Annotated in this window: 16 protein-coding genes and 2 pseudogenes; 5 read left to right on the forward strand and 13 right to left on the reverse strand. The window is 75.0% G+C overall.

Annotation, left to right across the window (positions count from 1 at the left end):
* Positions 1-157: 157 nt before the first annotated feature.
* Positions 158-883, reverse strand: coding sequence for a C39 family peptidase (locus DMB38_RS04860; RefSeq protein ID WP_125934107.1), 726 nt, complete (start codon positions 881-883; stop codon positions 158-160).
* A 310-nt stretch (positions 884-1193) separates the two neighbouring features.
* On the opposite strand from DMB38_RS04860, the gene DMB38_RS04865 reads away from it, so the two are divergent.
* On the forward strand, positions 1194-4565 hold the full coding sequence (locus DMB38_RS04865; RefSeq protein ID WP_125934108.1) for a BTAD domain-containing putative transcriptional regulator: 3372 nt from the start codon (positions 1194-1196) through the stop codon (positions 4563-4565).
* Positions 4566-4611: 46 nt separating this feature from the next.
* Here the strand turns inward: DMB38_RS04865 and ddaH are convergent, their stop codons facing one another.
* Both ddaH and DMB38_RS04875 read right to left on the reverse strand, forming a co-directional pair.
* Positions 4612-5388, reverse strand: a complete 777-nt coding sequence (ddaH, locus tag DMB38_RS04870) for a dimethylargininase (RefSeq protein WP_125934109.1) — start codon at positions 5386-5388, stop codon at positions 4612-4614.
* 21 nt (positions 5389-5409) lie between these two features.
* Positions 5410-6423 (reverse strand): hypothetical protein, encoded by a 1014-nt coding sequence (locus tag DMB38_RS04875; RefSeq protein WP_125934110.1) that lies wholly within the window; start codon positions 6421-6423, stop codon positions 5410-5412.
* A gap of 177 nt (positions 6424-6600) precedes the next feature.
* On the opposite strand from DMB38_RS04875, the gene DMB38_RS04880 reads away from it, so the two are divergent.
* Both DMB38_RS04880 and DMB38_RS04885 read left to right on the forward strand, forming a co-directional pair.
* Positions 6601-8868, forward strand: a complete 2268-nt coding sequence (locus DMB38_RS04880; protein WP_125934111.1) for a heavy metal translocating P-type ATPase — start codon at positions 6601-6603, stop codon at positions 8866-8868.
* Between the two features lie 255 nt (positions 8869-9123).
* The gene (locus DMB38_RS04885; RefSeq protein WP_240661977.1) at positions 9124-10674 is read left to right on the forward strand and encodes an AMP-binding protein; all 1551 of its coding nucleotides are present in this window, start codon (positions 9124-9126) and stop codon (positions 10672-10674) included.
* 9 nt (positions 10675-10683) lie between these two features.
* Here the strand turns inward: DMB38_RS04885 and DMB38_RS04890 are convergent, their stop codons facing one another.
* Both DMB38_RS04890 and dnaE read right to left on the reverse strand, forming a co-directional pair.
* Complete coding sequence (locus DMB38_RS04890) at positions 10684-11709, reverse strand: ImpB/MucB/SamB family protein (RefSeq protein WP_125934112.1); 1026 nt, start codon at positions 11707-11709, stop codon at positions 10684-10686.
* Positions 11706-15188, reverse strand: coding sequence for a DNA polymerase III subunit alpha (dnaE, locus tag DMB38_RS04895; protein ID WP_125934113.1), 3483 nt, complete (start codon positions 15186-15188; stop codon positions 11706-11708). The genes DMB38_RS04890 and dnaE overlap by 4 nt, the downstream gene beginning before the upstream one ends.
* Before the next feature lie 484 nt (positions 15189-15672).
* Between dnaE and DMB38_RS04900 the strand changes: the two genes are divergently transcribed.
* A complete protein-coding gene (locus DMB38_RS04900) occupies positions 15673-18030 on the forward strand; it encodes a family 20 glycosylhydrolase (protein WP_125934114.1) in 2358 nt (785 codons plus the stop codon).
* Positions 18031-18176: 146 nt separating this feature from the next.
* Here DMB38_RS04900 and DMB38_RS04905 read toward each other — a convergent pair whose 3' ends face one another.
* Both DMB38_RS04905 and DMB38_RS04910 read right to left on the reverse strand, forming a co-directional pair.
* A complete protein-coding gene (locus DMB38_RS04905) occupies positions 18177-19088 on the reverse strand; it encodes an ADP-ribosylglycohydrolase family protein (protein WP_125934115.1) in 912 nt (303 codons plus the stop codon).
* Positions 19085-19369, reverse strand: coding sequence for a hypothetical protein (locus DMB38_RS04910; protein WP_125934116.1), 285 nt, complete (start codon positions 19367-19369; stop codon positions 19085-19087). The genes DMB38_RS04905 and DMB38_RS04910 overlap by 4 nt, the downstream gene beginning before the upstream one ends.
* Positions 19370-19663: 294 nt before the next feature.
* Here DMB38_RS04910 and DMB38_RS36625 point away from each other — a divergent pair, with 294 nt between their 5' ends.
* Positions 19664-20725, forward strand: a complete 1062-nt coding sequence (locus DMB38_RS36625) for a hypothetical protein (protein ID WP_125934117.1) — start codon at positions 19664-19666, stop codon at positions 20723-20725.
* A 128-nt stretch (positions 20726-20853) separates the two neighbouring features.
* Here the strand turns inward: DMB38_RS36625 and DMB38_RS36630 are convergent.
* The 6 genes and pseudogenes from DMB38_RS36630 to DMB38_RS04945 form a co-directional block, all read right to left on the reverse strand.
* A pseudogene (locus DMB38_RS36630) lies at positions 20854-20955 on the reverse strand (hypothetical protein); the annotation flags it as partial.
* 87 nt (positions 20956-21042) lie between these two features.
* Positions 21043-21291 (reverse strand): hypothetical protein, encoded by a 249-nt coding sequence (locus DMB38_RS04925; RefSeq protein ID WP_206337649.1) that lies wholly within the window; start codon positions 21289-21291, stop codon positions 21043-21045.
* A 52-nt stretch (positions 21292-21343) separates the two neighbouring features.
* Positions 21344-22015, reverse strand: coding sequence for a response regulator transcription factor (locus DMB38_RS04930; RefSeq protein WP_047014971.1), 672 nt, complete (start codon positions 22013-22015; stop codon positions 21344-21346).
* Entirely contained in the window at positions 22012-23367 is a 1356-nt protein-coding gene (locus DMB38_RS04935) for a histidine kinase (protein WP_125934118.1), read from the reverse strand. Before DMB38_RS04935 ends, DMB38_RS04930 begins: the two co-directional genes overlap by 4 nt.
* 25 nt (positions 23368-23392) lie before the next feature.
* A complete protein-coding gene (locus tag DMB38_RS04940; RefSeq protein ID WP_125934119.1) occupies positions 23393-24508 on the reverse strand; it encodes an acyltransferase in 1116 nt (371 codons plus the stop codon).
* A gap of 193 nt (positions 24509-24701) precedes the next feature.
* Positions 24702-25622, reverse strand: a pseudogene (locus DMB38_RS04945) (alpha/beta hydrolase); the annotation flags it as partial.
* Positions 25623-25863: the final 241 nt, after the last annotated feature.

The raw sequence follows: 25863 nt of genomic DNA on the forward strand, positions 1-25863 counted from the left end.
AGTCGTTGCGGTTGCCTCGGCAGCGACCGACCAAGCCGGTCGGGCAAGCGATGCGCCGGAACGGTCCGGCCGCAGCCGGAACGCGATCCGTGCCGACCCTCTGCGGTGCAGGCTCGGCACGGATCGTGCCCGGGGCGCCGGGCACGGTCGCGCGGCGTCAGGCGGCGTAGCCCTTCGGCGGGATGAGGGTCGCCAGTTGAGAGAAGTTGAGCCAGTAGATCTGGTAGCCGTTGAACGAGGCCGAGTCTGCGATCAGCACCGTGTGGTAGTCGGTGTCGTACCCGATCACGGTGAAGTAGTGGTACACGGTCTGGTCCGCCGGGTACCCGGGCGGCTGGTTTCCGGGCGGCGCGACGATGTTGGCGACGACGGCGTAGTTGTTGTCGATGTCATCGACGACGTCCGCCCAGAGCTGGTCGATCTGGCCCTGAGTGGGCGGATCGTCGGGCATCTCGCGAATGAAGTACTCACCGGCGTCGATGCGGGCGTTGAGTACCGTCGCGATCTGGCTGATGTGGTCGGTGCCGCCCTCGTGGGTGCCGAGTTCCACGGCCAAGGTGGCCTGGCTGGGCGGAGCGACCCGGGCGGAGAGGGCACAGCGGGTGGCGGCCGGGCCGCACCAGTAGCCGGTCTCCTGGACCTGGTACTCCACCGAGATGACGTGTTCGCCCTTGGTGTGCACCTCCTTGGTGCGCAGCACCGGGAAGGCGGAACTCTGCCCGCGGACGACCTCGGTGGCGACCTGAATACCGTTGGGGTTCGCGGGACGTGGCGGTATCGGTGCCACTTGACCGGGGGCGCGGCGGGCGTGGGCGGTGCCGGTGGACAGCAGGGCGCCCGTGGCGGTGAGTGCGAGCGCGCCGGCGAAAGCTCTTCTCCGCATGAGGTGTCCTTAACCTGTGGGGGGGGAACATGAGCATGCCACGCACGTCGGGACCGGGGAATGGCTCGGGCGCACCGCGCGTAGACTCCGGCATCCGCACCGTCGGAAACGCGCCACCCTGACCGGCGGCGTGGGGCAAAAAGTCCCCGAGAAGTCCCTGGCGCCCGTGCTTCCGTTCAAGTGGTTCACATCACCGCAGCTCAAGGCCGTTGGCTCCGCGCCGGGGCCACGCGACCTTGACATGTACCGCCCAGTACAAGGATGGTGACGCCGAAGCAGCTCACGACGACCGTGACCAGGGGACGGTGTGATGCGCTATCGGGTCCTCGGCAGGCTCGACGTCTGCAACGGCACGCGGTGGATCACGCTGAACGCCGCGAAGCAGCGTGCGCTCCTCGCCCATCTGCTCATCAACGCGGGCCGGTTCGTCCCCGCCGACGCGCTCATCGCCGAGCTGTGGGGCGACGACGTACCGGATTCGGCCGCCAAGTCCCTCCAGGTCTACGTGCACCGGCTGCGCCGCGCCCTGGGCGGTGACCCGGAGACGCTGCACACCCGTCCCGGCGGCTACGAGCTGGGCGTCGAGCCCGACGGCACCGACGCCGCCCGGTTCGCCACCCTGGCCGCCGCCGGGCGCGCGGAGCTGGCCGACCGGCGCCCCGCCGCCGCCGTGGAGACGCTCACCGAGGCGCTGGGGCTGTGGCGCGGCCCGGCGTTCGCCGACGTGCCGGCCACCGATGCCGTACGGGCCGAGGCCGCGCGGCTCGAGGAGAACCGGCTGACGGCCTGGGAGGATCTGGCCGACGCGAAGCTGGCCGTCGGCCGGCACCCGGAACTGGCCGCGGAGCTGGGCGCGCTGCTCGCGCAGCATCCGCTGCGGGAGCCGCTGTGGGGCCGGCTGATGCTGGCGCTGCACCGCGCCGGGCGGCGCTCGGACGCGCTGCGGACGTACGCGCGGGCCCGCCGGATACTCGCGGACGAGCTGGGCGTGGAGCCAGGGGCGCAGTTGCAGGAGGTGCACGCGGCGGTGCTGGCGGGCGGCCCCGAGCCGGCGCCGCGGCCCGAGGCCGCGGAGCGGCCTGCGTACTGCCAACTGCCCGCGCGCATCCCGGACTTCGTGGGACGGCGGGAGCAGTTGGTGCAGGTGCTGCGGTGGCTGGGGCGGCCGGAGGGGGCGGCGGACCGCGAGGCCCCCGGCCTCGACGCGTGGCAGGTCGACGCGCGTCACCCCGCGCCGCGCACGGTCCTCGTCACCGGCGTCGCGGGCGCCGGCAAGTCCACGTTCGCGGTGCACGCGGCGCATCTGCTCCGCGACGCCTTCCCCGACGGCCAGTTGCACGCCGACCTGCGGACCGCGGCGGGCCACCCGGCCGACACCGGCGACGTGCTGGCCTCCCTGCTCAAGACCCTCGGCATGACCGGCGCCGGCATCCCCGAGAGCCTGGAGGAGCGGGCCCGGCGCTACCGCGCGGAACTCGCCGACCGCCGCGTGCTCGTCGTCCTCGACAACGCGGGCTGCGAGCGGCAGATCCGCCCCCTGCTGCCCGGCACCGGCGACAGCGCCGTGCTCGTCACCAGCCGCGCCGCCCTCGCCGGCCTCGAAGGCGCGCTCCGCGTGGAACTGGGCCTGCTCAGCGACGCGGAGGCGCTGGAGCTGCTGGCGCGGGCGGCCGGCGACGACCGAACCCGCCGCGACCCCGCGGTCGCCACGCGGATCGCGGCGCAGTGCGGCAACCTGCCGCTCGCGCTCCGCATCGCGGGCGCCCGGCTGGCGACCCGGCGGCACCTGTCGCTGCCCCGGCTGGCGGACGCGCTGGCCGACGAGCGGCGGCGGCTGGACGAGCTGGTCGCGGGCGACCTGGAGGTACGGGCCAGCGTCACGCTGGGCTACGCGGCCCTCGACCCTGCGGCGCAGCGGGCGTTCCGGCTCCTGGGCCTGCTGGACGTGCCGACGGTGCCGGGCTGGGTGGTGGCGGCGCTCCTCGGCGACGCGCCGGGCGGTACGGGCGAAGGCGGCAGGGCCGGAGACGGCGCAGGCGGAGACGGCGCAGGCGGAGACGGTACGGCCCGGGGCGACACGGCGCGGGGCGGGCGGCCCGCGGCCGATCCCGCGGCCCTCGCCGAGCGGTCCCTCGACGCCCTCGTCGACAACCACCTCGTCGAGGTCCACACCGCGGAACCCGCCGCGGAACCCCGCTACCGCCTCCACGACCTCCTGCGCCTCTACGCCCGCGAGCGCGCCCACGCCCAGGAGCCGCCCGCCGAACGCGCCGCCGCGCTCGGCCGCGTCCACACCGCCTACCTCGACCTCGCCCGCCGCGCCGACGACGCCCTGTCCTCCGGCTTCTCCGGCCGCGTCCAGGCGCCGGCGCCCGGCCACAGCCCCCCGGCGGCCGAGGCGGCCCGGGTCGCGGCGGAGCCGCTGGCCTGGCTGGAGGCCGAACGGACCACGCTGCGCGCGCTGGTCCGCCAGGCGGCCGACGCCGGCGAGGCGGGCACCGCGTGGCGGCTGGCGGCGGCGCTGGCGGCGTTCTTCGAGACGTCCGCGCACTTCGACGACTGGCGCGAGACGCACCGGACGGCGCTGGCGGCCGCGACCGCGGCCGGCGACCGGCTCGGCGTCGCCGTCCTCCACCGCAACCTGGGCGAGCTGGAGACCGTGCAGGACCATTACGGCGAGGCGGTGCTGGCGTTCAAGCGGTCGCTGAAGGAGTTCGCGGCGCTGGACCGCCCGCGCGCGCTCCCCCGCGCGAAGCCGGGCGACCGCCCCCGCGACCCGGCGCGCGGCCCGGCCCGCGACGGCCGTCCGGAGACCGGCGGCCACCACCCCGCCGAGTCCGCCGCGGCGGCGGGCCTCGGCGTGCTGCTGCGGCTGCGCGGGCAGTACGCGCAGGCCGCCGCCTGTCTGCGGCGCGGCATCGAGCGGGCCAGGGCGGGCGGCAACGTGCGGTCCGAGGCGTACGCGCGCTGCGGCCTCGGCACCGTCCATCTGGAGTGCGGCGAACCGGGCGCCGCCCGGCGCGAGTTCGACTTGGCGCTGGCCCTCGCGCAGCAGGACGGCTACCGGCACGGCGAGGCGTCCGCCGAGCGCAACCTCGGCCTCGCGGACCTCGCCGTCGGCCGCGTGCACGCCGCGGCGGCGCGGATGCTGCGGAGCTGCGAGCTGGCGGTGGAGAGCGGCGACCGGGTGGGCGAGGTGCACGCGCTGCAGTGGCTCGGGCATCTGACGGACGTGGCCGGCGAACCGGCGCGCGCGGAGCGGATGCTCGACGAGAGCCTGGCGGCGTACCGGCGGTTCGGCGAGCGGTTCGGCGAGGCCCTGACGCTGCGCGCGCAGGCGGACCTGCTGCTGCACGCGCACCGGCCGGCGGAGGCCAAGGCGACGGCGCGGCAGGCGCTGTCGATCTGGCGGCACCTCGACACCCCGTACTGGACGTCGCGCACGCTCGACGTGCTCGCCGCCGCGCACGCGGCGGCGGGCGGTGCGGGGGGTGAGGTGGCGGCCGCCAGGGTACGTCGTCAGGCCTCGGCTCTACGCGCGTCAGTCGGCCTGCCCGCGGCCCTCCGGGCCCCCGTCGCCGCAGGCCGCCGCCTCGGCGGCCACCTCACCCCGCCCCCGGAGCCGCCCCCGTCCTTCCGCACCCCGCGCGACCCGCTGCGGGTGGCGGCGGAGAGCCGCTGAGCCCGCGGGCGGGGGCGGGAGCGCCCCGCCGCCGCCCGCGGCGGCGTCAGGCGTACAGGCCGCGCATGCGTACCGACAGACAGGTCACCGAGCCCTCGAGCTTCTCGAACTCGCTGATGTCCACCGGCACCGGCGTGTAGCCCAGTTCCTCGTACAGCGCGGCCGTCTGCGGCGCGCTCGCCGCCATCAGCAGCGCGCCGCCGCCCAGGAGGATGACGTGCGCCCCGGCCGCCTCCGGCACCTCGATACGGCCCGGGAAGAGGTCCGGTGTGTCGATCAGCCCGGCGTGGGTGGCGAAGGTGCCGTCGGGCAGGGCGGTGATGCCGGACTTCAGGTGCAGCACCTTGGTGACCGGAACGGTGACGACGCGGGCGCCGAGCGGTTCGAAGCAGGCGCGGAGCTGCCGGACGCCGTCGGTGTTGGTGCGCCCGCCGAGGCCCACGTAGATGGTGTTGCCGACCTTGAGCACGTCGCCGCCGTCGAGCGTGCCGGGCGCGTGGACCCGGTTCACGGAGCAGCGCATGAGGCTCACCGCGGCCTCGACGCCGCGGGTCTCCGGCTTGCGGGAGTCGGCACCGGGGCGGGTGACGAGGGCGACGTTCTTGTACATCACCACCGTGTCCTCGACGAAGACCGCGTCAGGGCAGTCGTCCGCGGGCTCGACCTCGGCGGTCTCCCAGCCGTGCAGTTCGAGGGCGGCGACGTAGGACCGCCACTGGGCGAGGGCCCGGTCCGCGTCGACCGGCGTGCGGTCGATGTGCGTGACCAGGCCCTCGGCGAGACGGGGTCCGGGACGGCGTACGAGAGCTTTCCTGCTGCGCATGGAGCAGGTCTACCACGCCTTTCAGTGGCTGTGACCGCCGCCGTCCGCCTCGTCCTGCCCGCTCTCCGCGTCCTGCTCGCCGTCCGCGCCCCCGCCCGCGGTGACCGTGAAGGCCGCGGTGCGCACCTCGCCGTCGTGCTTGAAGTCGAGGAACAGGCGGTACGAACCGGTGCTGGGCGCCGTCGCGGAGAAGGCCACCTCGGGGCCGGGCTCCGTGCTGCCGTCGCCGGGCTCGCCGTTGGGGTGGACGTGCAGGTACGCCAGGTCGCCGGCGCGGAGCGCGACGAGGTGCCCGTACGCGCCGAGGTACGGCTGGAGGTCGGTGACCGGCTTTCCGTCCTTCTCGACGGAGAACTCCACCTCGCGGGCGGAGCCCGGCGTCAGGGCGCCGTCCAGCGTCACCTCGTACCCGTCGACGGTCGCCGTCCGCTCCGGCCCGGCGAGCGCCGCCGGGCGGTAGTCGCCGGCGACGGCGAGGTCGCCGCCCAGGGTCAGGCCGTTCTCGGGGCCGCCGGTGGGCACGAAGTCGGCGAAGACGCGGTAGTCACCGGCCTTGGGCAGCTCGACAGGCGTGCTCCAGGTGCCGGCGGCGTCGCGGACGGGGTGGAGGTGCCGGTACGTACCGAGGTCGCGGGAGGCGACGATCAGGTGCAGTTCCTTGCCGTGCTCCCGCTCGTACGAGGTCACGGGCTCGCCGTCCGCGCCGCGCACCGCGAAGCGCAGTTCTGCGGGGCTGCGGGCGTCGATCCGCCGGGTGTCCAGGTCGAGCGTGTAGCCGGACTCGGAGAGCTGGAGGCCGCCCGCGGCGGGTCCCGCGTCCTCGCCGTGGCCGCCGCCGTGCCCGTCCCCCTTCTCTCCCGCGTCCTTTCCCGCTTCTTCCTTGGCGCCCGCGCCCGTGTCCGCGGCGTGTCCGCCGTGGGCCGGGGCGGTGTCCTCGTCGGTGACGGGCCCCACGGCGCTGCCGACCCCGTACGCCCCGGCGAACGCGACGGCCAGCGCACCTGCGAAGAGTCCGGCCCTGGCTGCGGTGTTCATCGCTCGCTCCTCTCGGTCGGCCCGTCGCTGCGACCGGCCCTCGATACTGGCGACGATACCCCCTAGGGGTATAAAGTCAAGCGAGGGCACCGCTTGCATCGGATACGGGTCAGGGGTATACATGGTGTCGAAGGATCTAATACCCCCTGGGGGTATAGCGAGCCACGAGGAGCAGTGATGACCACCACCACGCCTGGCAGGACGGCCGAGGTCGAACTCGCGATCGGCGGCATGACCTGCGCCTCCTGCGCCGCACGGATCGAGAAGAAGCTCAACCGCATGGAGGGCGTCGAGGCCACCGTCAACTACGCCACCGAGAAGGCCAAGGTCACCTTCGCCGACGACGTGGCGGTCGACGACCTGATCGCCACCGTCGAACGTACCGGTTACACCGCCGCACCGCCCGCCCCCGCCGGCCCGGACGCCGGCGACGGCACGGCGGACGGCACCGGCGGGCAGGGGCCGCCGGACGAACTGCGGACGCTGCGCCAGCGGCTCTTCGGCTCCCTGGCGCTGTCGGTGCCGGTGATCGCGATGGCCATGGCCCCGGCCCTGCAGTTCGAGTACTGGCAGTGGCTCTCGCTCACGCTGGCCGCGCCGGTGGTGGTCTGGGGCGCCTGGCCGTTCCACAAGGCCGCCTGGACCAACGCGCGGCACGGCGCGGCCACCATGGACACGCTGATCTCGGTCGGTACGACCGCGGCGTTCCTCTGGTCGCTGTGGGCGCTGTTCTTCGGCACCGCGGGCGAGCCCGGCATGACCCATCCCTTCGAGCTGACCATCGCCCGCGGCGACGGCTCCGGCAACATCTACCTCGAAGCCGCGGCCGGCGTGACGACGTTCATCCTCGCCGGGCGGTACTTCGAGGCGAAGTCGAAGCGGAAGGCGGGCGCGGCGCTGCGCGCGCTGATGGAGCTGGGCGCCAAGGAGGTCGCGGTGGTGCGGGACGGCCGCGAGGAGCGGGTGCCCGTGGACCGGCTCGCGGTCGGTGACCGCTTCGTGGTCCGGCCGGGCGAGAAGATCGCCACCGACGGCACCGTCGTCGAGGGCTCCTCCGCCGTCGACGCCTCCATGCTCACCGGCGAGTCCGTGCCGGTGGAGGTCACCGTGGGCGACGCCGTCACCGGCGCCACCGTCAACGCCGGCGGCAGGCTGGTCGTGGAGGCCACCCGGGTCGGCTCGGACACCCAACTGGCGCGGATGGCCCGCCTGGTCGAGGACGCCCAGAACGGCAAGGCCGCCGTGCAGCGGCTCGCGGACCGGATCTCCGGCATCTTCGTGCCCGTCGTCATCGCCCTGTCCCTCGGGACGCTGGGCTTCTGGCTGGGTACGGGCGACGGGATCGCCGCCGCGTTCACCGCCGCGGTCGCCGTGCTGATCATCGCCTGCCCCTGCGCCCTCGGCCTGGCCACCCCGACCGCCCTCATGGTCGGCACCGGACGCGGCGCACAGCTCGGCATCCTCATCAAGGGCCCCGAGGTGCTGGAGTCGACCCGCAAGGTCGACACCGTCGTCCTGGACAAGACCGGCACCGTGACCACCGGCACCATGACCCTGCACGCCCTGCACACCGCGGGCGGCGAGGACGAGGAGACGGTGCTGCGCCTTGCGGGCGCGCTGGAGCACGCCTCCGAGCACCCGATCGCCCAGGCGGTGGCCGCGGCGGCGACCGACCGCCTCGGTACGCTGCCGGTGCCCGAGGACTTCGCCAACGTGCCCGGGCTCGGCGTCCAGGGCATCGTCGAGGGCCACGCGGTCCTCGTCGGGCGGCAGCAGCTCCTCGCGGAGTGGGCGATCACGCTGCCCGCCGGACTCGCCGCGGCCAAGGAGCGGTCCGAGGAGGCCGGGCGCACCGCGATCGCGGTCGCCTGGGACGGCGAGGCCCGCGCCCTGCTCGAAGTCGCCGACGCGGTGAAGCCCACCAGCGCGCAGGCCATCAAGCGGCTGCGGGACCTGGGGCTGACCCCGATCCTGCTCACCGGCGACAACACGGCCGTCGCGAAGACCGTCGCCGCCGAGGTCGGCATCGACGAGGTCATCGCGGAGGTCCTCCCCGAGGACAAGGTCGAGGCGGTCAAGCGGCTGCAGGCCGAGGGCCGTACGGTCGCGATGGTCGGGGACGGCGTCAACGACGCCGCCGCCCTCGCCCAGGCCGACCTGGGCCTGGCCATCGGCACCGGCACCGACGCCGCGATCGAGGCCGCCGACCTCACCCTGGTCACCGGCGACCTGCGGGCCGCACCGGACGCCATCCGGCTCGCCCGCTCCACCCTGTCCACCATCAAGACCAACCTCGGCTGGGCGTTCGGCTACAACACCGCCGCCCTCCCCCTGGCCGCCGCGGGCCTGCTCAACCCGATGCTCGCGGGCGCGGCGATGGCCTTCTCCTCCGTCTCGGTGGTCGCCAACAGCCTCCGGCTGCGGCGCTTCCGGCCGCTGGGCTGAGAGCCGCCGCACCGGGGACCGGTGACGCCGCGCCGCCCGACGGGCCGATACGGCCCGTACGGGCGGCGCGGCGTTTGCGCGTGGCCTGCGGACGGCCGGAGGTGCCGGCCGCCGCCCCGGCGAGCACGGCCGCCCCCGCGGCATACGCTCGTGCCCGAGCCGCGGGTCGCGCCCGCGGCGACGGGGTACGGTGCCCTCCGCGGACGCGGCAGCAGGGTGCGGCGCGGGGCTGAGGGGGAGGAAGGCGTCGTGGAGATGCGGGAGACGGAAGAGTCGCGGGAGTCCGGGGCGGCCCGGCCGGTGGCCGGGGCGCAGACGTCCTGGGAGCTGTTCCCGGCGCTGCGCACCGCGCCGGAGCGGGTCGCGCTGCGCTTCGGCGGCACCGTCCTGACGTACGGCGAGCTGGCCGCGGCGGCGGACGGCGTCGCCCGGCGGCTCGGCGGTGCCCGGCGGGTGGCGGTCTGGGCGACACCGGAGCCCGCGACGGCGGTGGCGGTGACGGCGGCGCTGGTGGCGGGCATCGCGGTGGTGCCGCTCAACCCCCGTACCGGGGTGCGGGAACTGGCGCACATCGTGACCGACAGCGAACCGGAGCTGGTGCTCGCGGCGCCCGGGGCGGAGCTGCCCGGGGCGCTGGCGGGGGTGGCGCGGGTGGACGTGACCCCGGCCCCCGGTTCCGAACCCCGGTCCGCGGCCCCGCGGCCCACGACCACCCCCGCGCCGCCCGGCCCCGGCACCCCCGGACTCGTCGTCTACACCTCCGGCACGACCGGGCCGCCCAAGGGCGTCGTCCTGCCGCAGCGGGCGCTGGCCGCGACCCTCGACGACCTCGCGGAGGTCTGGGGCTGGACCGGACGGGACACGGTCGTGCACGCGCTGCCGCTGTTCCACGTGCACGGGCTGGTCCTCGGCGTGCTGGGCCCGCTGCGCCGCGGCGGCGCCGTGCACCACGTGGGGCGGTTCGCCCCGGAGACGGTCGCGGCGGCGCTGGCCGCGGGCGGCACGATGCTCTTCGGGGTGCCGACGATGTACCACCGGCTGGCCGACGCCCTCGACGCCGAGCAGGCGGCCGCCCCCGGGGCACCGTCCGGTACGTCCCTGGCCGCCGCCCTCGCCGGCGCCCGGCTGCTGGTCTCCGGCTCCGCCGCGCTGCCGGTCGCCGACCACCGCCGGCTGACCGCCGCGACCGGCCGCCGGGTCGTGGAGCGCTACGGCATGACGGAGACGCTGATGAACACCAGCGTCAGCCCCGGCGACCCGGACGCCACCGGCAGCGTCGGCGTGCCCCTGCCGTCCGTCGCCGCCCGGCTCGTCGACGACGCGGGGGCCGAACTCACCGCGTACGACGGGGAGACGGTCGGCGAGATCGAGGTCCGCGGCCCGAACCTCTTCACCGGCTACCTCAACCGCCCCGAGGCGACGGCGGCGGCGTTCCGCGACGGCTGGTTCCGCACCGGCGACATGGCCGTACGGGACGCGGCCGGCCGCTTCCGCATCGTCGGCCGCCGCGCCACCGACCTCATCAAGTCCGGCGGCTACAAGATCGGCGCCGGGGAGATCGAGAACGCACTGCTCGAACACCCGGCCGTCGCCGAGGCGGCGGTCACCGCCGAGCCCGACCCGGACCTGGGCGAGCGCATCGTCGCCTGGGTGGTCCCGGACGGTGCGGCGCCGCCCGCCGCGGAGCTGTCGTCGTACGTGGCCGACCACCTGGCCCCGCACAAGCGCCCCCGCAAGATCCACTTCCTCGACGCCCTCCCCCGCAACGACATGGGCAAAGTCCTCAAGCGCGCCCTGGGCGGCTGACCGCGCCCGTCAACCGCCCCGCCCCCGCTCCTTCCACCCCGCCGCCGGCGGCTCCGCCGCCGCCAGGGTCGCGGGCCTGACGGCCTCGGGGCCGAAGCGCCGGCGGGCGCGGTCCGCGGCCGCCTCGGCGCGGCGGGCGCGGACGTCGCCGGGGTCCAGCGAGAGCTGGCGGTACGCGCCGGCCGCCGGCAGCAGGTGGTCGGCGCTGAGCGCGTACGCCCGTACCCGGGCCCGCTGCAGCCCGAGGGCGGCCAGCAGGCCGAGGGCGGTGGCGGCGAGTACGGGCGAGTGGTCGGTGGGTTCGGCGATGGCCCGGGTCCGCGTGGTGGAGCTGCGGTCGGCGTACCTCACCACGAGGGTGACGCGGCCGGCGACCTGCCCCTCCCCGCGCAGCCGCTGGCCGATCCGCTCGGCGAGCCCCAGGACGGCCCTGTGGTGCCGTACGGGATCGAGGCAGTCGGCGTCCAGCACCAGCTCCGCCGAGAGGGACGCCGCCGGTTCCGCGGGGGTGACCGGGCGCGGGTCGTAGCCGCGGGCGCGGTCGCCGAGCAGGCGGGCCTGGCTGACGCCGAGGAGCCGCTGCAGGGTCACCGCGGGCAGGTCGGCGATCTGCCCGACGGTGTGCAGGCCGTACCGGCCGAGCTTCTCCGCGGTCGCGCGGCCGACCCCGGGCAGGGCGGCGACCGGGCGCGGGTACAGCCACTCCGCCGCCCGCCCCGTGGGCACGGTGGTGGTCTCCCCGGGCGCGGACGCGTCGGCCGCCATGGCCGCGAGCATGCGGTTGCCCGCGAGTCCGGCGCTGCTGTCGATGCCGTAGAGGGCCTTCAGTCTCATCTTCACGAGCTGGACCGCGTCGTAGGCCGACAGGTCGAAGTACCGGAGCGCGGACGTCAGATCGAGCTGGACGGCGTCCGGCGGCATCTCCTGGACGTGGGGCGTGACGCCGCCCATCAGCTCGACGATGTCCGCGTACTGCTCCTCGCTCGGCGAGGCGTGCAGATGGAGGTGCGCGATGTGCCGTCGGCGGGCGGTCATCCCGCGCTCCCCGGGCTGCGGTGGCCGAGCTTCTTCAGGTCGGCCGACCGGCTGCCGGCGGGCTGCAGGTCGGCGTACGGGTGCAGGCGGGCGCCCGCGGTGCCGTCGGTCAGGGTGCGGCCGGGCTGGGCGGGCGTCGGGTGCGGCCGGTCCTCGCCCAGGAGGGCGAGCGCGGCCTCGGGTCCGTCGTCGCGGCGGGCGGCGGCGATCCGGTCCAGGTCCCAGGCCATGGTGCCGACGACGGTGCGGCGGGTGCCGCGCACCTGGACCGTGCCGCGGACCAGCAGCAGGCCGCTGTGGAAGACGGTGTGCGCGCAGGCCGGGTGGGAGTCCTCGAAGAACGCCAGGTCGACCAGGCCGGAGCCGTCCTCCAGCGTGACGAAGATGATGCGCTTGCCGCTGGCGATCGGCGGGGTCTGGGTGGAGGCCCGCACGCCGGCGACGAGCACCTGCTGCCCGGGGCGCAGGCCGGCGAGGTGGGCCGCGTCGGTCGCGCCGATCTCGCGCAGCAGCCGGTGGTGGTGTTCCATCAGGTGCTTGGAGACGTCGATGCCGAGGGTGTCGAGTTCGGCGCTCAGGGTCTCGCGGCCGGTCATCTCCGGCAGTCCGCTCGGCTCCGTGCCGCCGACCGCTTCGCGGCCGAGGGGCAGTTGGCCGTCGGCCGCGAAGCGGGCCCGGGACTGCCGGTGCAGCTCGTCGATCTGGAGGAGGAGGTCGCGGCGGGTGGAGCGGCCGTCATCGGGGCCGCCGGGACCGCCGAGGCCGTCGAGGGCGCCGATCCGGGCCAGGCGCTCGGCGACCGGCCTGCTGGGCCGGGCCCGCTGCCAGAAGTCCGACAGCGACGCGTAGGGCTGCCCCTCCTCGATCCGTACGCCCTCGTCCTCGCTGATGCCGTGCACCGCGGCCAGCGCGAGCCGCACCCCCCACCGGTCCGTGTCGGTCTTCTCCACGGTGTGCTTCACCGTGGAGCGGTTGACGTCGACGGGCAGGAGGGGGACGCCGCGCCGGCGGGCGTCGGAGACGAGGACGCGCTTGGGCCACATGCCGGGGTCGTGTTCGAGGAGGCCGGCCAGGAGGAACGCCGGGTAGTGCGCCTTGAGCCAGGCGCTCTGCAGCGCGGGGACGGCGAAGGCGACCGCGTGGGCCCGGCAGAAGCCGTAGGCGCCGAAGGCCGCGACGGTCTTCCAGACCTCGTCCCGTACGGCCGTGGTGTAGCCGCGCGCCCGCGCCCGCCGGTGGAACCAGTCCCTGATCCGGGGGAGCCGGTCCTCGTCCCCGAGCGCGCGCCGGGCGATCTCCCCCAGGGCCCGGTCGCATCCGGTCATCACCCGGAAGGTCTCGATGATCTGCTCGTGCCAGATGGTCACGCCGTACGTGTCGGAGAGCACCGGTTCGAGGTCCGGATGGGCGTACTCGGGCGCGCCGCCGTGGCGGGCGGCGACGTAGCGCTCGGGCATGCCGCCGGCGACAGGGCCCGGGCGGAAGAGGCTGATGTCCGCGATGACGTCCTGCGGGTCGCGGGGCTTGAGCCGGGAGAGCAGGTCCTGCTGGCCGGGGGACTCGAGCTGGAACAGGCCCAGGGTCTCGCTGTTCTGGATGAGCTTGAACGCGAAGACGTCGTCGAGCGGCACCTGCCCGGGGTCGTCCAGGTCGATGTGGTCGCCCGTGGCCCGGGCGATCTCGGCGACGGCGTGGGCCATCGCGGACTGCATGCGTACGCCCAGGACGTCGAGTTTGATGTTGCCGAGGTCCTCGATCTCCTCCTTCGCGGCCATGGCCATGGGGTAGTCGCCCTGCGGGGTGGGCTGCACCGGCAGCCGGTCCAGGAGGGTGGCGTCGCTGATGACCACGCCGCAGGGGTGCATGGCCATGCCGTGGACGAGGGCGTCGAGACCTTCCGCGAGTTCCCACAGCGGGCCGTACCGGTGCGCCTCGGCGGCCAGTTGCCGCAGTTCGGGCAGTTCGGCGAGGGCGCCGGTGATGTCGGCGGCCCGCAGGTGCGGGAAGCTCTTGGCGATCCGGTCGACGTCGGCGGGCGCGATGCCGAGGGCGAGACCGGCGTCCCGCAGCGCCCTGCGGGCCCGGTAGGTCTCGGGCATCGCGGTGACCGCCACCCTTTCCTTGCCGAACCGGTCGAAGATCACGTCGTAGCACTCCAGCCGGCGGGCCGACTCCACGTCGATGTCGATGTCGGGCAGCGACCTGCGCCGCACGCTCAGGAAGCGCTCGAACAGCAGCCGGTGGTCGAGGGGGTTGGCCGTGGCGATGTCCAGGACGTGGCAGACCAGCGAACCGGCGCCGGAGCCGCGGGCCGCGACCCGGATGCCCTTGGCCCGGATGTCGGCCACGACCTGACCGACGGCGAGGAAGTACGAGTCGTAGCGGAGCGTGGAGATCGCTTTCAGCTCCTCGTCCAGTCGGGTACGGGCCTCGGCGTCGCGGTCGAGGCCGCGCCGGGCCATGCCTTCCTCGCACCGCCGGCGCAGCAGCCGCGCGGCGCCGTCCGCCCCGGGCCCGGCGCCGAAGAGCGCAGGCTCCGGGAAGTGCGGCCGCCCCAGCCCGAGGTCCGCCCCGGGGTCGATCGTGCACGCGGCGGCCGTCGCGGCGGTGTCCGCCATCAGGCGGCGTGCGCGCCGTACATCCTCTCCCGCGCACTCGGCGACCAGCCGCGCGACCGCCGCCATCGCCCGCTCGTCCTTGAGCCAGCGCTGCCCGCTGTCCAGCCGGCGCCAGTCGATCGGCCGCAGCAGCCGCGCGGCGTCCAGGACGTCCGCGAGCCGGTGCTGGCCGGGGTCGGCGTAGCGGACGGCGTTGGAGAGCACGACGGTGGTGCCCGTGCGGTCGCCCAGCGCCAGGGTGCGGGCGGCGAGGCGCAGCGACCCGGGCCCGAGACCCGCGCGCTTGTGGGCGACGGCCTCCAGCCGGAGCCCGGCCCCGAAGACCTCCCGCCACGGCGCCAGCAGCCTCGCCGCGACGTCCTCCCGCCCCACCGCCAGCGCCCGCACCGGCTCGGAGAGCGGCCCGAGCAGGGCGACCAGGCCGGGGCCGCCGTGCTCGCGCAGCGCCTGCCACGGCACCACCGGCGGGCTGCCGCCGGTCGCGCCCGCGTGGGCGGCGGACACGATGCGGCACAGCCGCGCCCACCCCGCCCCGTCCCGCGCGAGCAGCACGAACCGCAGCGGCGGCTCGACCACGTGGCCACCGCCACGCGCCGGGGTACGCGGCCGCAGCGCGGGCGGCGGCGGTGCGGCCCGGTGCGGGGCGCCTGCCACCGCCAGATCGACCCCCAGCACCGGCCTGACCCCGGCCTCGGCGCAGGCCCGTACGAACCGGACGGCACCGGTGACGGTGTCCCTGTCGGTCAGCGCGAGGGCTCCCATGCCGCGCTCGGCGGCGCGCCGGACGAGGTGTTCGGGATGGGCGGCGCCGTAGCGGGCGGAGTAACCGGACGCGACGTGCACGTGGGCGAAGCCCACCATGCCGCACCTCCATCACTCCACCCCATTTCGGACTTTTATCCCGATCGGTTCTCTCGTACGTCCGTTCGAATACCCTAGCTCTCCTGAGTCCGCCCGGCGAACGCTCCGGATCGCGCAATCTCCCAGCTCGGAGGCGCCGCGAAGGCCGCCGGCGCCGCGCTTTCCGCCATCTCCGCGGCGGGGCGGGCCAGTTGGGCGCACACGGGCCCGCACATGAGATGCGTCACTCGCCCGGCGCGGCCACCACCCCGCCTCCATCCGGCGCCATCCGGATTGGACTAGACCAATAGGAACGTTTCAAGCTCCCCTTCGCCCCCTCTCACCAGGCATTTTCGATTTAATTGGTGTAGACCTCTTGACCCTTGAGTGCGCGCGCACCTACGTTCCGGTCGATCCCCCCGCCCCCGGACCCCACAGCCGGCCGCCGTGCACCGCCATGCCAAGGACCGACCGCTGCCCACCCACCCATCTCCGGGAGTAGACGATGTCCGCACCGTCCGAAGAGCAGACCGTCCGCCGCAGAACCGTCCTCGCCGCCGCCGGGTCCGCCGCCCTCGTCGCGGCCTCCGCCACCCCGGCCCTGTCCGCACCGGCATCCGCGGCCGCCCCGGCCGCCGCCGACGGACCTGCCGCCGACGCCGCCTGGCCCGACCCCGCGCGCGACGTCGCCAGGGACGGCACCGCGACCGCGTCCAGCGTCTACGACCGCGACCCGGCGAGGTTCGCCGCCGCGCACGTCAACGACGGCGACCTGAGCACCCGGTGGGGCTCCAACTCGCCCGAGAACGGCTATCCCGACCCCAGCCGCGAATGGGTGCAGATCGAACTCGCCGAGCCGAGCCCGGTGCACCACGTGGTGATCCACTGGGAGACCGCGCGCGCCGCGCACTACCAGATCCACGTCTCCGACGACGGCGAGACCTGGCGTACCGCCCGCGACGTCCCCGACGCCCCGGGCGGCCGGGAAGTCCTCGAACTCGGCCTCACCACCGCCGTCCGCTACGTGCGCATGCAGGGCGTCGCCGTGGCCACCGGCTGGGGCTACTCGATCTTCGCCATGGAGGTCTGGAACGGCCCGCGCCCCGGCGTCGGCCTCCCCGCGGGCCGGGTGATCCCGGTCCCGGTCGCGCAGACCTCGCTGCCGGACGCCCGCCCCTTCGTACTGGACCGCCGCAGCCGGATCGTCGCCGCCGACCCGAAGGCACGGGCCGTGGCCGGGCTCCTCGCCGGCTACCTGCGCCCGGCGACCGGCTACCCGCTGCCCGTGGTCGCCGGCCCGGCCCGGGACGGCGACATCACGCTGCTGCTCGGCCGCGCCCACGCCCCGTCCCGGGCGCGGCTGGCCGTCGCCGAGGGCTACACCCTGGCCGCCGGCGAGCGCGGGGTGCGGATCGCGGCGGCGACCCCGCACGGACTGCTCAACGGCGTGCAGACGCTCCGGCAACTGCTGCCCCCGTGGATCGAGAGCGACACGGCAGGGCCCGGCCCGTGGACCGTCGAGGCGACCGAGATCCGTGACCACCCCCGGTTCGCGCACCGCGGGCTGATGATCGATCCGGCCCGCAACTTCCTGGAGGTCCGCGAGGTCAAGGAACTCATCGACGGGCTCGTCCAGTCCAAGGGGAACGTGCTGCACTGGCACCTCACCGACGACCAGGGCTGGCGGGTCGAGATCGACTCCTGGCCCCGGCTCACCGGGGTCGGCGGCGGGATGTCCATGCCCGGCGGGCGGACCGGTTTCTACACCAAGGACCAGATCCGGGACGTCGTACGGTACGCCGCGGAGCGGCACGTGCAGGTCATCCCCGAGATCGAGATGCCCTCGCACACGACGGCGGCCAGGACCGCGTACCCGCAACTGAGCGGCGCCGGCGGCTACCTGGCGGACCTGGAGACCACCTACGCGTTCGTCGACGACGTGCTCCGCGAGGTCGCCGCGCTCTTCCCCTCCCGGTACGTCCACCTGGGCGCCGACGAGTCGGACATGCCGCACGACCAGTACGTACGGTTCCTGCGCCGGGTCGAGGGCATCGCCCGCGGCCACGGGAAGACCATGATCGGCTGGTCGCCGAGCTGCGGGGTCGGCCTGGACACCGAGACGGTCCACCACTACTGGCAGGACCAGAGCCGGGAGATGTCACGGGAGTGGTTCGACCCGCGCCGCCCGGTGCTGCTCTCCCCGACCCAGCAGACGTACCTGGACTACCCCTACCCGACGTACGACACCCGGCGCGCGTACTCGTGGAACCCGTCCGACCTCACCGACGGCTGGACGGGCGCCAAGGTGCAGCGCGACTTCGGGCTCAACAACGAGGACATCATCGGCATCGAGGCGCCGATCTGGGGCGAGCGGATGCTGCGCGGCCTGCCCGACGTGCAGTACCAGGTGTTCCCCAGGCTGCCGGCGATCCTGGAGAAGGCGTGGTCTCCCGCCGAGGTCACCGAGGACGCCGAGGGCGTGGTGGCCAGGACCGGAGTGCAGGGCGCGCGCTGGCTCTTCGCCGGCCGGAACTTCTGGGCGGACCCGGGGGTGCGCTGGGAGCCCGCGGCCGTCGGCGCCGATCTGCGCGCCGACCGGGACGGCACCGTGAGCGGCGCGGTGGCGCGGCTGGCGCTGCCGGGGGTGGCGCCGGCCGGGGTCACGGCGACGGTCGAGTGGGGCGACGGCACCACGGGTCCGGCCACGGTCACGGGCGACGCCCCGGGCGACCGCCAGATCAACGGCGTCTACCGCATCGAGGCCGGCCACCGCTACGCCCGCCGCGGCACCTACCGGGGCACCGTCCACCTCACCACCCCGACCGGCAAGACGACCGCCCGCTTCACCGCCACCCACGGCTGACGCCGCCCCCGGGACCCGCCGGCGCCCAGCGGGGCGCCGGCGGACCGTGACCACCCTGCCCCACCAACGACTCGGGACCGGTGATCGCCCGCCGGGACCGGGGCGCGGAGGCGGTGGAGATCCCTCGCCCCGCCCCGGAAGGGGTGCTACTCCGGCACGAGCGGGGGCAGCGGTTCACGGGCCGCGTGCCAGGCGGAGGGGAGGGTGGCGACGCCCGTACGGGCGGCGATCACGCCGCCCGCCATGGCGCAGGTGGTGTCGATGTCGCCGCGCCCGGCGACCGTGAACCACAGGCCCTCGTGCAGGTCGTCGAGGTGCCCCGCCGCGCACCACAGGGCGTAGGGGACGGTGTCGGGCCCGGACATCCGGTAGCCGGAGCCCAGGACCTCCGCGGCATGCCGGACCGAGGTGCGCTCCGGCATCCGGGCCGCGATCCGCACCCCGGATCGCACGTCGCCGTCCGGGAGCCGTTCCGCGACCGCCGAGAGGAAGTCCGGCCGGGCCGGGGCCGGCCCGCCCCGGCTGCGGGTCGCCAGCGCCGCGGCGAGGGCGACCGCCACCGCCCCCGCGACCGCCTCCGGGTGGTGGTGCGAGACCGCACCCTGGCGGGCGGCCTGCCCGGCGGCCGCGTCGAGGTCGGCGGCGTGCCAGGCGCCGAGCGGGGCGGCGCGCATGGCCGCGCCGTTCCCCCAGGAACCCAGGCCGCCGAACTGCCCGGCGACCACTTCCCGCCAGGGCTCGCCCGCGCCGATCCGGCGGAGCACGTCGTGCATCGAGGCACCGTAGCCGCGGTGCATGTCGTCGGCGTACGCGGCCGCCAGGCGCAGCGCGAGACGGTCCTGGTCGACGGCACCGCCGCCCTCGGCGAGTTCCCGTACGAGAACGAGTGCCTGGGCGGTGTCGTCGCTCCACCGCCACACCTCTTCCCGGGGCAGCGTCCGCGCCTCCAGGGCCGCCGGTCCCTCCCGGCGCAGGATGCCGAACCAGCGGTCGCCGAAGGCATCACCGAAGGCGAGCCCGTGCAGCGAATCCAGCACGGCGGCAGGCAGGTTGGTCACCGGAGCAGTATCGCAGCGGGGACGTCACTCCCCCACCCGGCCCGGCGCCCGCCCTTGTTGCCCTTGGTCTCGGCGGCCCGCAGCCCGTCGTAGGTCAGCTCGCGCTGGAGATCACGCTGGAGCTCGCCGGCGGCGGCGAGGGTCTGCACCATGAATTTCACCGTGGACAGCAGCTCGCCGAACTTCCGGCGCTCAAGCGGGTGGAGGCGGCTGGAGGTGCCGGCCTGCTCCTCGAAGACGACCGGGTCCTCGATCCCGCTCCCCGCTCTCGGTGGTCGCATTCGACCCTGGCTGTCAGCAAATCCTGTCATCATCCGTCATCGGATCTGATTGGATCCGGGCCGCCGCGATGCCCTGGGAAGTCCGGGTTCATTGGACGTCCGCCGCGCCTGTCGTCATTCGATCGTCTGACGACCCCGCTCGGCAGCCTGCCCGGAAGGCTGGAGATCGGAGGGCGCCGCGAACGATCACGGCGGTACCTCTGTTCCCAGAGGACGCGTACTCCCGAAAGAGCCCGCGCTGTCGCGAGCATGCCCATAATGGCGGGACAGGGGATGGCATGGGGGGGGACCGACGTGGATGCACCTGACCTGGCGGCGATGGCTGCGCAAGCTCTCTCCGCCGCAGCATCAGGCGCCGCGAATACGGCGGTATCGGATCTCGTACGCGACAGGCTCAGCCGTTCCGCTCGCGGGCAGGCCGCCCTGGACGAGTTGGCCAACGCACCAAGTGATCCCGAGACGAGCAGTAACTTGCAAGCCACCCTTGCGGACGAGATCAGCAGCGATGCCGAGTTCGCCGGACGGCTCGCAGTGCTGCTCCATGCACCCTCACAACAGCACACCGGCAGCGTCGTCATGACAGGCAGCAAGGTGACACGCAGCCAGATAGCACTTGGCCCGCTGACCATCAACAACACCCGTGCCGGGCAGCTCTCCCTCGCTGCTGGCGTCTTCCTGGTGGTGCTGATCGTCGCGCTTGCCGCCTACGGAGGTGTGCGGCTGTTCGACAACACCGACGACTCACCACTCAACGCGCCGTCGGGACCCGACACTATGCCCTCTGCCGGCCGCGCCGCTGCTCTCCCGCCCACGACCGATACGGTCCGCCGGATCCTGCCGGGTCGAAGCAGTATGGATGCCCAGGAGTATCCCTGGGTTGGGACACCAGAGGTGAGGACGTCAGCGGCTGGTATCGCCCTCTGCCGGGCAGCACCCGAATGCGAGAGGAATGCCACCGCGGTCGGCGCGGTGGAGTTCGGCCGGGGCGAGAACGAGGGGGAGAACCGGGCTGAGTTCTTGGTGCTGGCGTTCCCGGACGCTGCTGCCGCCCACCGGGCATACAGCGACATCGTGCAGGACCTTGAAGAGGCCGACCGCGGGCTCAACAACTTCCGAAAGGTAGTGCTGGAGCAAAGAGGCGAGGAGAGTCAGGGCTTCGATGCGGACGGCACGGATACCAAGAGCAACCCGGCGCCGTTGTACGTCAATCGAGGGCTGATTCTCCGTCAAGGCGCCTTCATCGGTGTAGCGCACCAGCTGGACGATCCGACCGAGCAGCGGAGCACCCGTATCCTCGGTCTGTCGGCCATACTTGCCGAACGCATCGCGAAGGCCGACGCCGGAAAGACCCCGTAGCGGACTCCTCTCATTCTCACGGGGTGGATCGCGCCGCCCGTGCCGAGCCGCTTATTCATATCGAGCCGGAACGTGCCGTACGGGTTGATGTTCAACCAGAACAGCGCGGTCAGCCCGCGCCGGTCCTCGTCGCTCAGCTTCTTCGCCCAGGCGGGCTCAGCGAGAACCTGCTGGAGCAGCAGGGTATTGATGTGCACGAGGCTCGACTGAAGGAGGTGCAGGGCGAGCATCGAGGTTTCGGCGTGCTCGCAGGGCGGTCGCGTACTTGACCATTTGGTCGTACTGCCGGGCGATCAGGTCCCATCGGATCGCCCTAGTCAGCGAGCCCGCCACGCGGCCACCAGCTTCTCCGAGCAGGCGGCGAACAACTCCTCGGGCAGCCCGAGTCTGCGCACGTCGTTCAGCTTGTTGACCTCGGTCAGCAGGGAGTCCGAGCCGACCGCGCCCGGGTCACGCTTGAGCAGCGCCAGCAGCCGGGCCACCCCGACCTCACCCAGGCGCTCGATGGCCCGCGCGCAGAACACCGGCTCCCACCGGTTGCGGGCCGCGACCAGCACCCTCTCCATCCGGGTCCGCCCCGACTCCGGGGCCCACCCGGGTTTCCGGCAGGGTGCGGTCCTAGTGGCCCGTCGGGCGGATGAGGCCCGTTTCGTAGGCGAAGACCGCCGCCTGGGTGCGGTCGCGCAGGGACAGTTTGGTCAGGATGCGGCCCACGTGGGTCTTCACCGTCTGCTCCGCCACCACCAGCCGCTCGGCGATCTCCGCGTTCGACAGGCCCTGCGCGATCAGGCTCAGGACCTCCGTCTCGCGTTCCGTCAGACCGCCGACGCGGTCCTTGAGCGGGGTGCGCGGGGTACGGGTCAGGCGGGCGAACTCGGTGATGAGGCGGCGGGTGACCGCCGGGGCGAGCAGGGCGTCGCCGGTGGCGACGACCCGTACGGCGTGGGCCAGTTCCGCGGCCGAGGCGTCCTTCAGGAGGAAGCCGGACGCGCCCGCGCGCAGCGCCTCGTACACGTACTCGTCGAGGTCGAAGGTGGTCAGGATCAGCACCCGGACGGCCGCGGACGGCGGCTCGGTGAGGCGGCGGGTGGCCTCGATGCCGCCGAGGCCGGGCATCCGGATGTCCATCAGGACGACGTCCGGGCGCAGTTCCGCGGTCTTCGCGACGGCGTCGGCGCCGTCCACCGCCTGGCCGACGACCTCGATGCCGGGCTCGGCGTCGAGCAGCACGGTGAAGCCCTGGCGCACCATGACCTGGTCGTCGGCGATCAGCACGCGGATGTTCGTCACGGGGTGTCCTCACCGTCCGGGATGGCGGGGCTGGCGGGGGCGGCGGGTACGGGCGCCGCCACGGGCAGTATCGCGGTGACCTCGTAGCCGCCGTCGGGGGTGGTGCCGGTGGCCAGTTCGCCGCCCAGCATCGCGGCGCGCTCCCGCATCCCGAGCAGCCCGTGCCCCGCCCCCGCCCAGGGCGGCGCGGCGCGCTCGGGCGCGGTGTTGGTGACGCGGACCGTGAGCCCCGCCGGGTGGTAGCCGATCTCGACCAGGGCGCGGGCCCCGGGCGCGTGCCGGGCCACGTTGCTGAGCGCTTCCTGCACGATGCGGTACGCGGACAGCTCGATGCCCGGCGGCAGCGGGTACGGCTCGCCGGCGGTCCGGATGCCGGCGTCCACCCCCGCGCGGCGTACGGCGGCGGCGAGTTCGCCGAGGCGGTCGAGGGTGGGCTGCGGGGCGTGGCGTACGTCGTGGGGGTGCAGGGCGGCCGCGCCCGGCGACGGGTCGTCGGCGCGGAGCACGCCCAGCACCCGGCGCAGTTCGGTCAGTGCCTCGACGGCGCTGGCGCGGATCCCCGCCAGGTTCTCCTTCAGCTCCGCCGGCGGGTCCCGCACGAGGTGCGGCGCGACCTGCGCCTGGATGGAGATCACCGACATGTGGTGCGCGACGACGTCGTGCAGTTCGCGCGCGATCCTGGTGCGCTCCTGGAGCAGCACGCGCCGGGCCCGTTCCTCCGCGGTCAGCTCCTCCTGCGCCGCCAGTTCGGTACGGGCCACCCGGCGCCCGCGCAGCGCGACGCCGGCACCGACGGGGAGGGTGAGAACCAGGACGGCGAACGGCACGCCCTCGGTGTCGCCGAGGAAGCCGTAGCCGAGGCCCACCAGCACGCTGATCACCAGCGTCTCGACGGCGATCCGCGGCCGGCACCGCAGCGCCACCGCGAAGAGCACCGTGGCCTGGAGCACGAGTCCGGTGCCGGTCCACGGGAACATCGCGCCCGTGTCCGAGCCGGAGGAGACGATCGCGTACCGCGCGACCACCACCATGGCCACCGTCATGATCCACCATGCGAGCACCGGCCGGACCAGCGCGATCAGGAACGCCGCCGTCTGCAGCGCGGTGAGCAGGGCGGCGATGCGCATGCCCATGCCGTAGCCGAAGGCGTACTGGTTGGTGGCGGCGATCTGCAGCGCCGCCAGCCCCAGCACGACCGGCACGACCAGCGCCGGCAGCCACTCGCGGAGCCGGGAGCGCTCGGCCGCGGCAGCCGGTTCCGTACGCGGCGGCGGGCTGACGGCCGTCGTCCACAGGTCCGCGCGCAGCACCCGCAGGGCCGTACGAAGCCACGCGGCGACTCGCTCTGCCATCGTCCCCTCCTTCACTCGCCCCACCCTAGGTACCTCGCCTGCCGGGTCCGCCCCTCTCGTACGGGTGGAAGGCGGCCCGGCACACCAGCAGCACCGCCGCGAACAGCGGCAGCCACGGCAGCCGGGCCGCCACCCAGCCGCCCCCGTCCGGCAGCGTGTGCAGCCCCGGCAGCGCCCCGCCGGCGAGCAGGCCGAGAGCCGAGACCGCCATCATCGCCGTCTGGTGCCAGAGGAAGACCGTCATCGCCGACAGATTGAGCAGCGCCACCGCCGCCCACGCGGCCGGCCGCCGCAGCGCCCGGCGCAGCGGCCCGAGCAGCAGCAGCGCGCCGCCGCACTGGGCGAGGCCGAAGGTCACGGCGGCGAGGGTCGGCGGATCGAGGTTGGAGACCGCGGCGCCGGGCACGCCGACCATGGCGGCGGGGTAACCGGCGGCCAGCACCAGCCCCGCGGTCGCCGCGGCGCCGCCGCCGAGCAGGGCGCACGCCGTCCGCCGTCCCGGCAGCCCGCGGCGGGCGCCGCGCGCGCCCAGCGCGTACGGGACGAGCCACCCCGCGGCGACGTTCACCCACCCCAGCGCGGCGGGCCCGTCGAAGCCCAGCCGCCACAGGTCGACACAGCCGGTCACGGCCAGCGGCCACAGCGGGTGCAGCCGTGCGGCCTGCGGGGTCGCGGCGGTCAGCACGGCGAACACCAGCAGGAACCACAGCGGCGACAGCGCCAGCTTGCCGAGGGCCCGTACGGTCGCGTACCCGGCGCCCGACGCCAGCAGCACGCCGAGGACCGCCCCCCACACCGCGAGCACGGCGGCGACGGGCCGGAAGAGCCGGTCGAGCCGGGCGCGGAGCCAGCGGGCGTAGGGGATGCCGGCGGCGCGGGCGGAGGCGTGGCCGCGGGCGGCGACGTAGCCGCCGACGAAGAAGAAGACGGCGAGGGTCTGCAGGGCCCAGGAGACGGGCGCCAGCGCGGGCATGTAGTGCAGCGGGCTGGCGGCGCGCACGGTGCCGCTGTCGACGACGAGGGCGGTGACCAGCCAGTGCCCGAGCACGACGCCGAGGATGGCGAGCGCCCGGAGGGCGTCGATCCCGCGGTCGCGGGTGGCGGGGGTGGCGGCGCCGGCACGGAGGAGGAGGTCACGCATGGGCGCGGCCGCGGGTCTGGAGAGCGGGGGCCGGGGTGTACGGGGAGGGCGGGCGCGGCGTCGGCGGGAGCGCGGTCGCGGGATGGTGCCGGGCGGCCGGGCCGGGTCCGTGGGCGTACGGGCACGGGAGAGCCGCGGTCACCGCCGCGTACGGCCCGGCGTCCTCTCCCGGCGCGCCGGGCCGTACGCAGGCTGCCTCCCCCCGCACGATCCCGGCCATGCTCCGCAGCGGTACCGAGCCGGGGGTGAGGTAGTCGCTGTGGCCGCCCGCGCCCGCGGGGAAGGGGCAGGCGCCGAAGGCCGGTGAGACCGGGTCCCGGCCGAAGCCGAGGACCGTCACGAGCAGCGGGATCCGTACGTGCGGCACCTTGCCCACCCAGTCGTCCGCGCCCCGCCCCGCCCACACCGCGGCGGGCGTGCGCAGGCCGGCGGCGGTGTCCGCGCCGACCCCCGGGCTGCCGTACAGCACGATGTCCGCGACCCGCAGCCCGGCGGCCGCGCGGCCGCAGACCACCGAGCCGTACGAGTGGCAGAGGAGCGAGATCCGGACGCCCGGACGGGCGGCGGCCAGCGAGCGGACGAAGGCGCGGAGCCGGGGTGCGGCGGCCTCGGCGCGGTCGGCGGTGAGCGACTCGGGGCTGACCGTGCTCGGCGTCGCGTAGCCGAGCCAGGCGACGACGGCGTCAGGTCCGCCGCCGGCCGGGTCCGCGCGCAGTTCGCCGTGGAGCGCCTCGGCGCCCGCGCGGAAGCGCCCGTACGCATCGAGGCCGGTGCCGGAACCCGGGACGAGGACGGCGATCCGCTTGGCGCGGGCCAGATCGCCGAACACCTCGGCGCTGCGCCCGCCGTCGCGGCCGTCGAACGAGACGAACCGCCGCCCGGGCGCCGCCATGGCACGCAGCGAGTCGGCGCGCCGCCGGTCGCCGTGGGCGGCGGCCATCCGCGCGGCGGCGCGGATGCCGTCGCGGTTGGCGGCGTACCGCTGCGCGAGGGCGGCGGGGCTCGCGGCCCCCACCTCGAACGGCACGCCGGGCACCGGCGCCGGTACGGCGGCGGGCCGCGCCGCGGCGGCCACGGGCAGCGCCACGGAGGCCGCGACCACCGCGGCCAGCACCCCCCGCCGCAACCGCGCACCGCGGGTGCGGCCCGCGGTGCGCGGGGACCCGGCGTCGGAAGCACCGCCTCCGCGGAACCGGGAGCCGCGGAACCGGGCGCCCGCACGCTCCCAGGCCCGCGGCCGGACCTCCGGCCGCTCCGCGCCCCGGTCGCCCGCGTCCCGCGGCCGTCCCCCGCGCACGTCCGGTTCGCAGGGTCGGGGGCGTGCCATAGCGGGTCCTCTCACCGGGTGTGTTCCG

This window comes from Streptomyces sp. WAC 06738 (genome assembly GCF_003945505.1).
Lineage (GTDB): Bacteria > Actinomycetota > Actinomycetes > Streptomycetales > Streptomycetaceae > Streptomyces.

Bases quoted from the DNA above. Each gene is read 5' to 3' on its own strand.
- DMB38_RS04860 (WP_125934107.1), bottom strand. From the start codon at position 883: ATGCGGAGAAGAGCTTTCGCCGGCGCGCTCGCACTCACCGCCACGGGC.
- DMB38_RS04865 (WP_125934108.1), top strand. From the start codon at position 1,194: ATGCGCTATCGGGTCCTCGGCAGGCTCGACGTCTGCAACGGCACGCGG.
- ddaH (WP_125934109.1), bottom strand. From the start codon at position 5,388: ATGCGCAGCAGGAAAGCTCTCGTACGCCGTCCCGGACCCCGTCTCGCC.
- DMB38_RS04875 (WP_125934110.1), bottom strand. From the start codon at position 6,423: ATGAACACCGCAGCCAGGGCCGGACTCTTCGCAGGTGCGCTGGCCGTC.
- DMB38_RS04880 (WP_125934111.1), top strand. From the start codon at position 6,601: ATGACCACCACCACGCCTGGCAGGACGGCCGAGGTCGAACTCGCGATC.
- DMB38_RS04885 (WP_240661977.1), top strand. From the start codon at position 9,124: ATGCGGGAGACGGAAGAGTCGCGGGAGTCCGGGGCGGCCCGGCCGGTG.
- DMB38_RS04890 (WP_125934112.1), bottom strand. From the start codon at position 11,709: ATGACCGCCCGCCGACGGCACATCGCGCACCTCCATCTGCACGCCTCG.
- dnaE (WP_125934113.1), bottom strand. From the start codon at position 15,188: ATGGTGGGCTTCGCCCACGTGCACGTCGCGTCCGGTTACTCCGCCCGC.
- DMB38_RS04900 (WP_125934114.1), top strand. From the start codon at position 15,673: ATGTCCGCACCGTCCGAAGAGCAGACCGTCCGCCGCAGAACCGTCCTC.
- DMB38_RS04910 (WP_125934116.1), bottom strand. From the start codon at position 19,369: ATGCGACCACCGAGAGCGGGGAGCGGGATCGAGGACCCGGTCGTCTTC.
- DMB38_RS04925 (WP_206337649.1), bottom strand. From the start codon at position 21,291: ATGGAGAGGGTGCTGGTCGCGGCCCGCAACCGGTGGGAGCCGGTGTTC.
- DMB38_RS04935 (WP_125934118.1), bottom strand. From the start codon at position 23,367: ATGGCAGAGCGAGTCGCCGCGTGGCTTCGTACGGCCCTGCGGGTGCTG.
- DMB38_RS04940 (WP_125934119.1), bottom strand. From the start codon at position 24,508: ATGCGTGACCTCCTCCTCCGTGCCGGCGCCGCCACCCCCGCCACCCGC.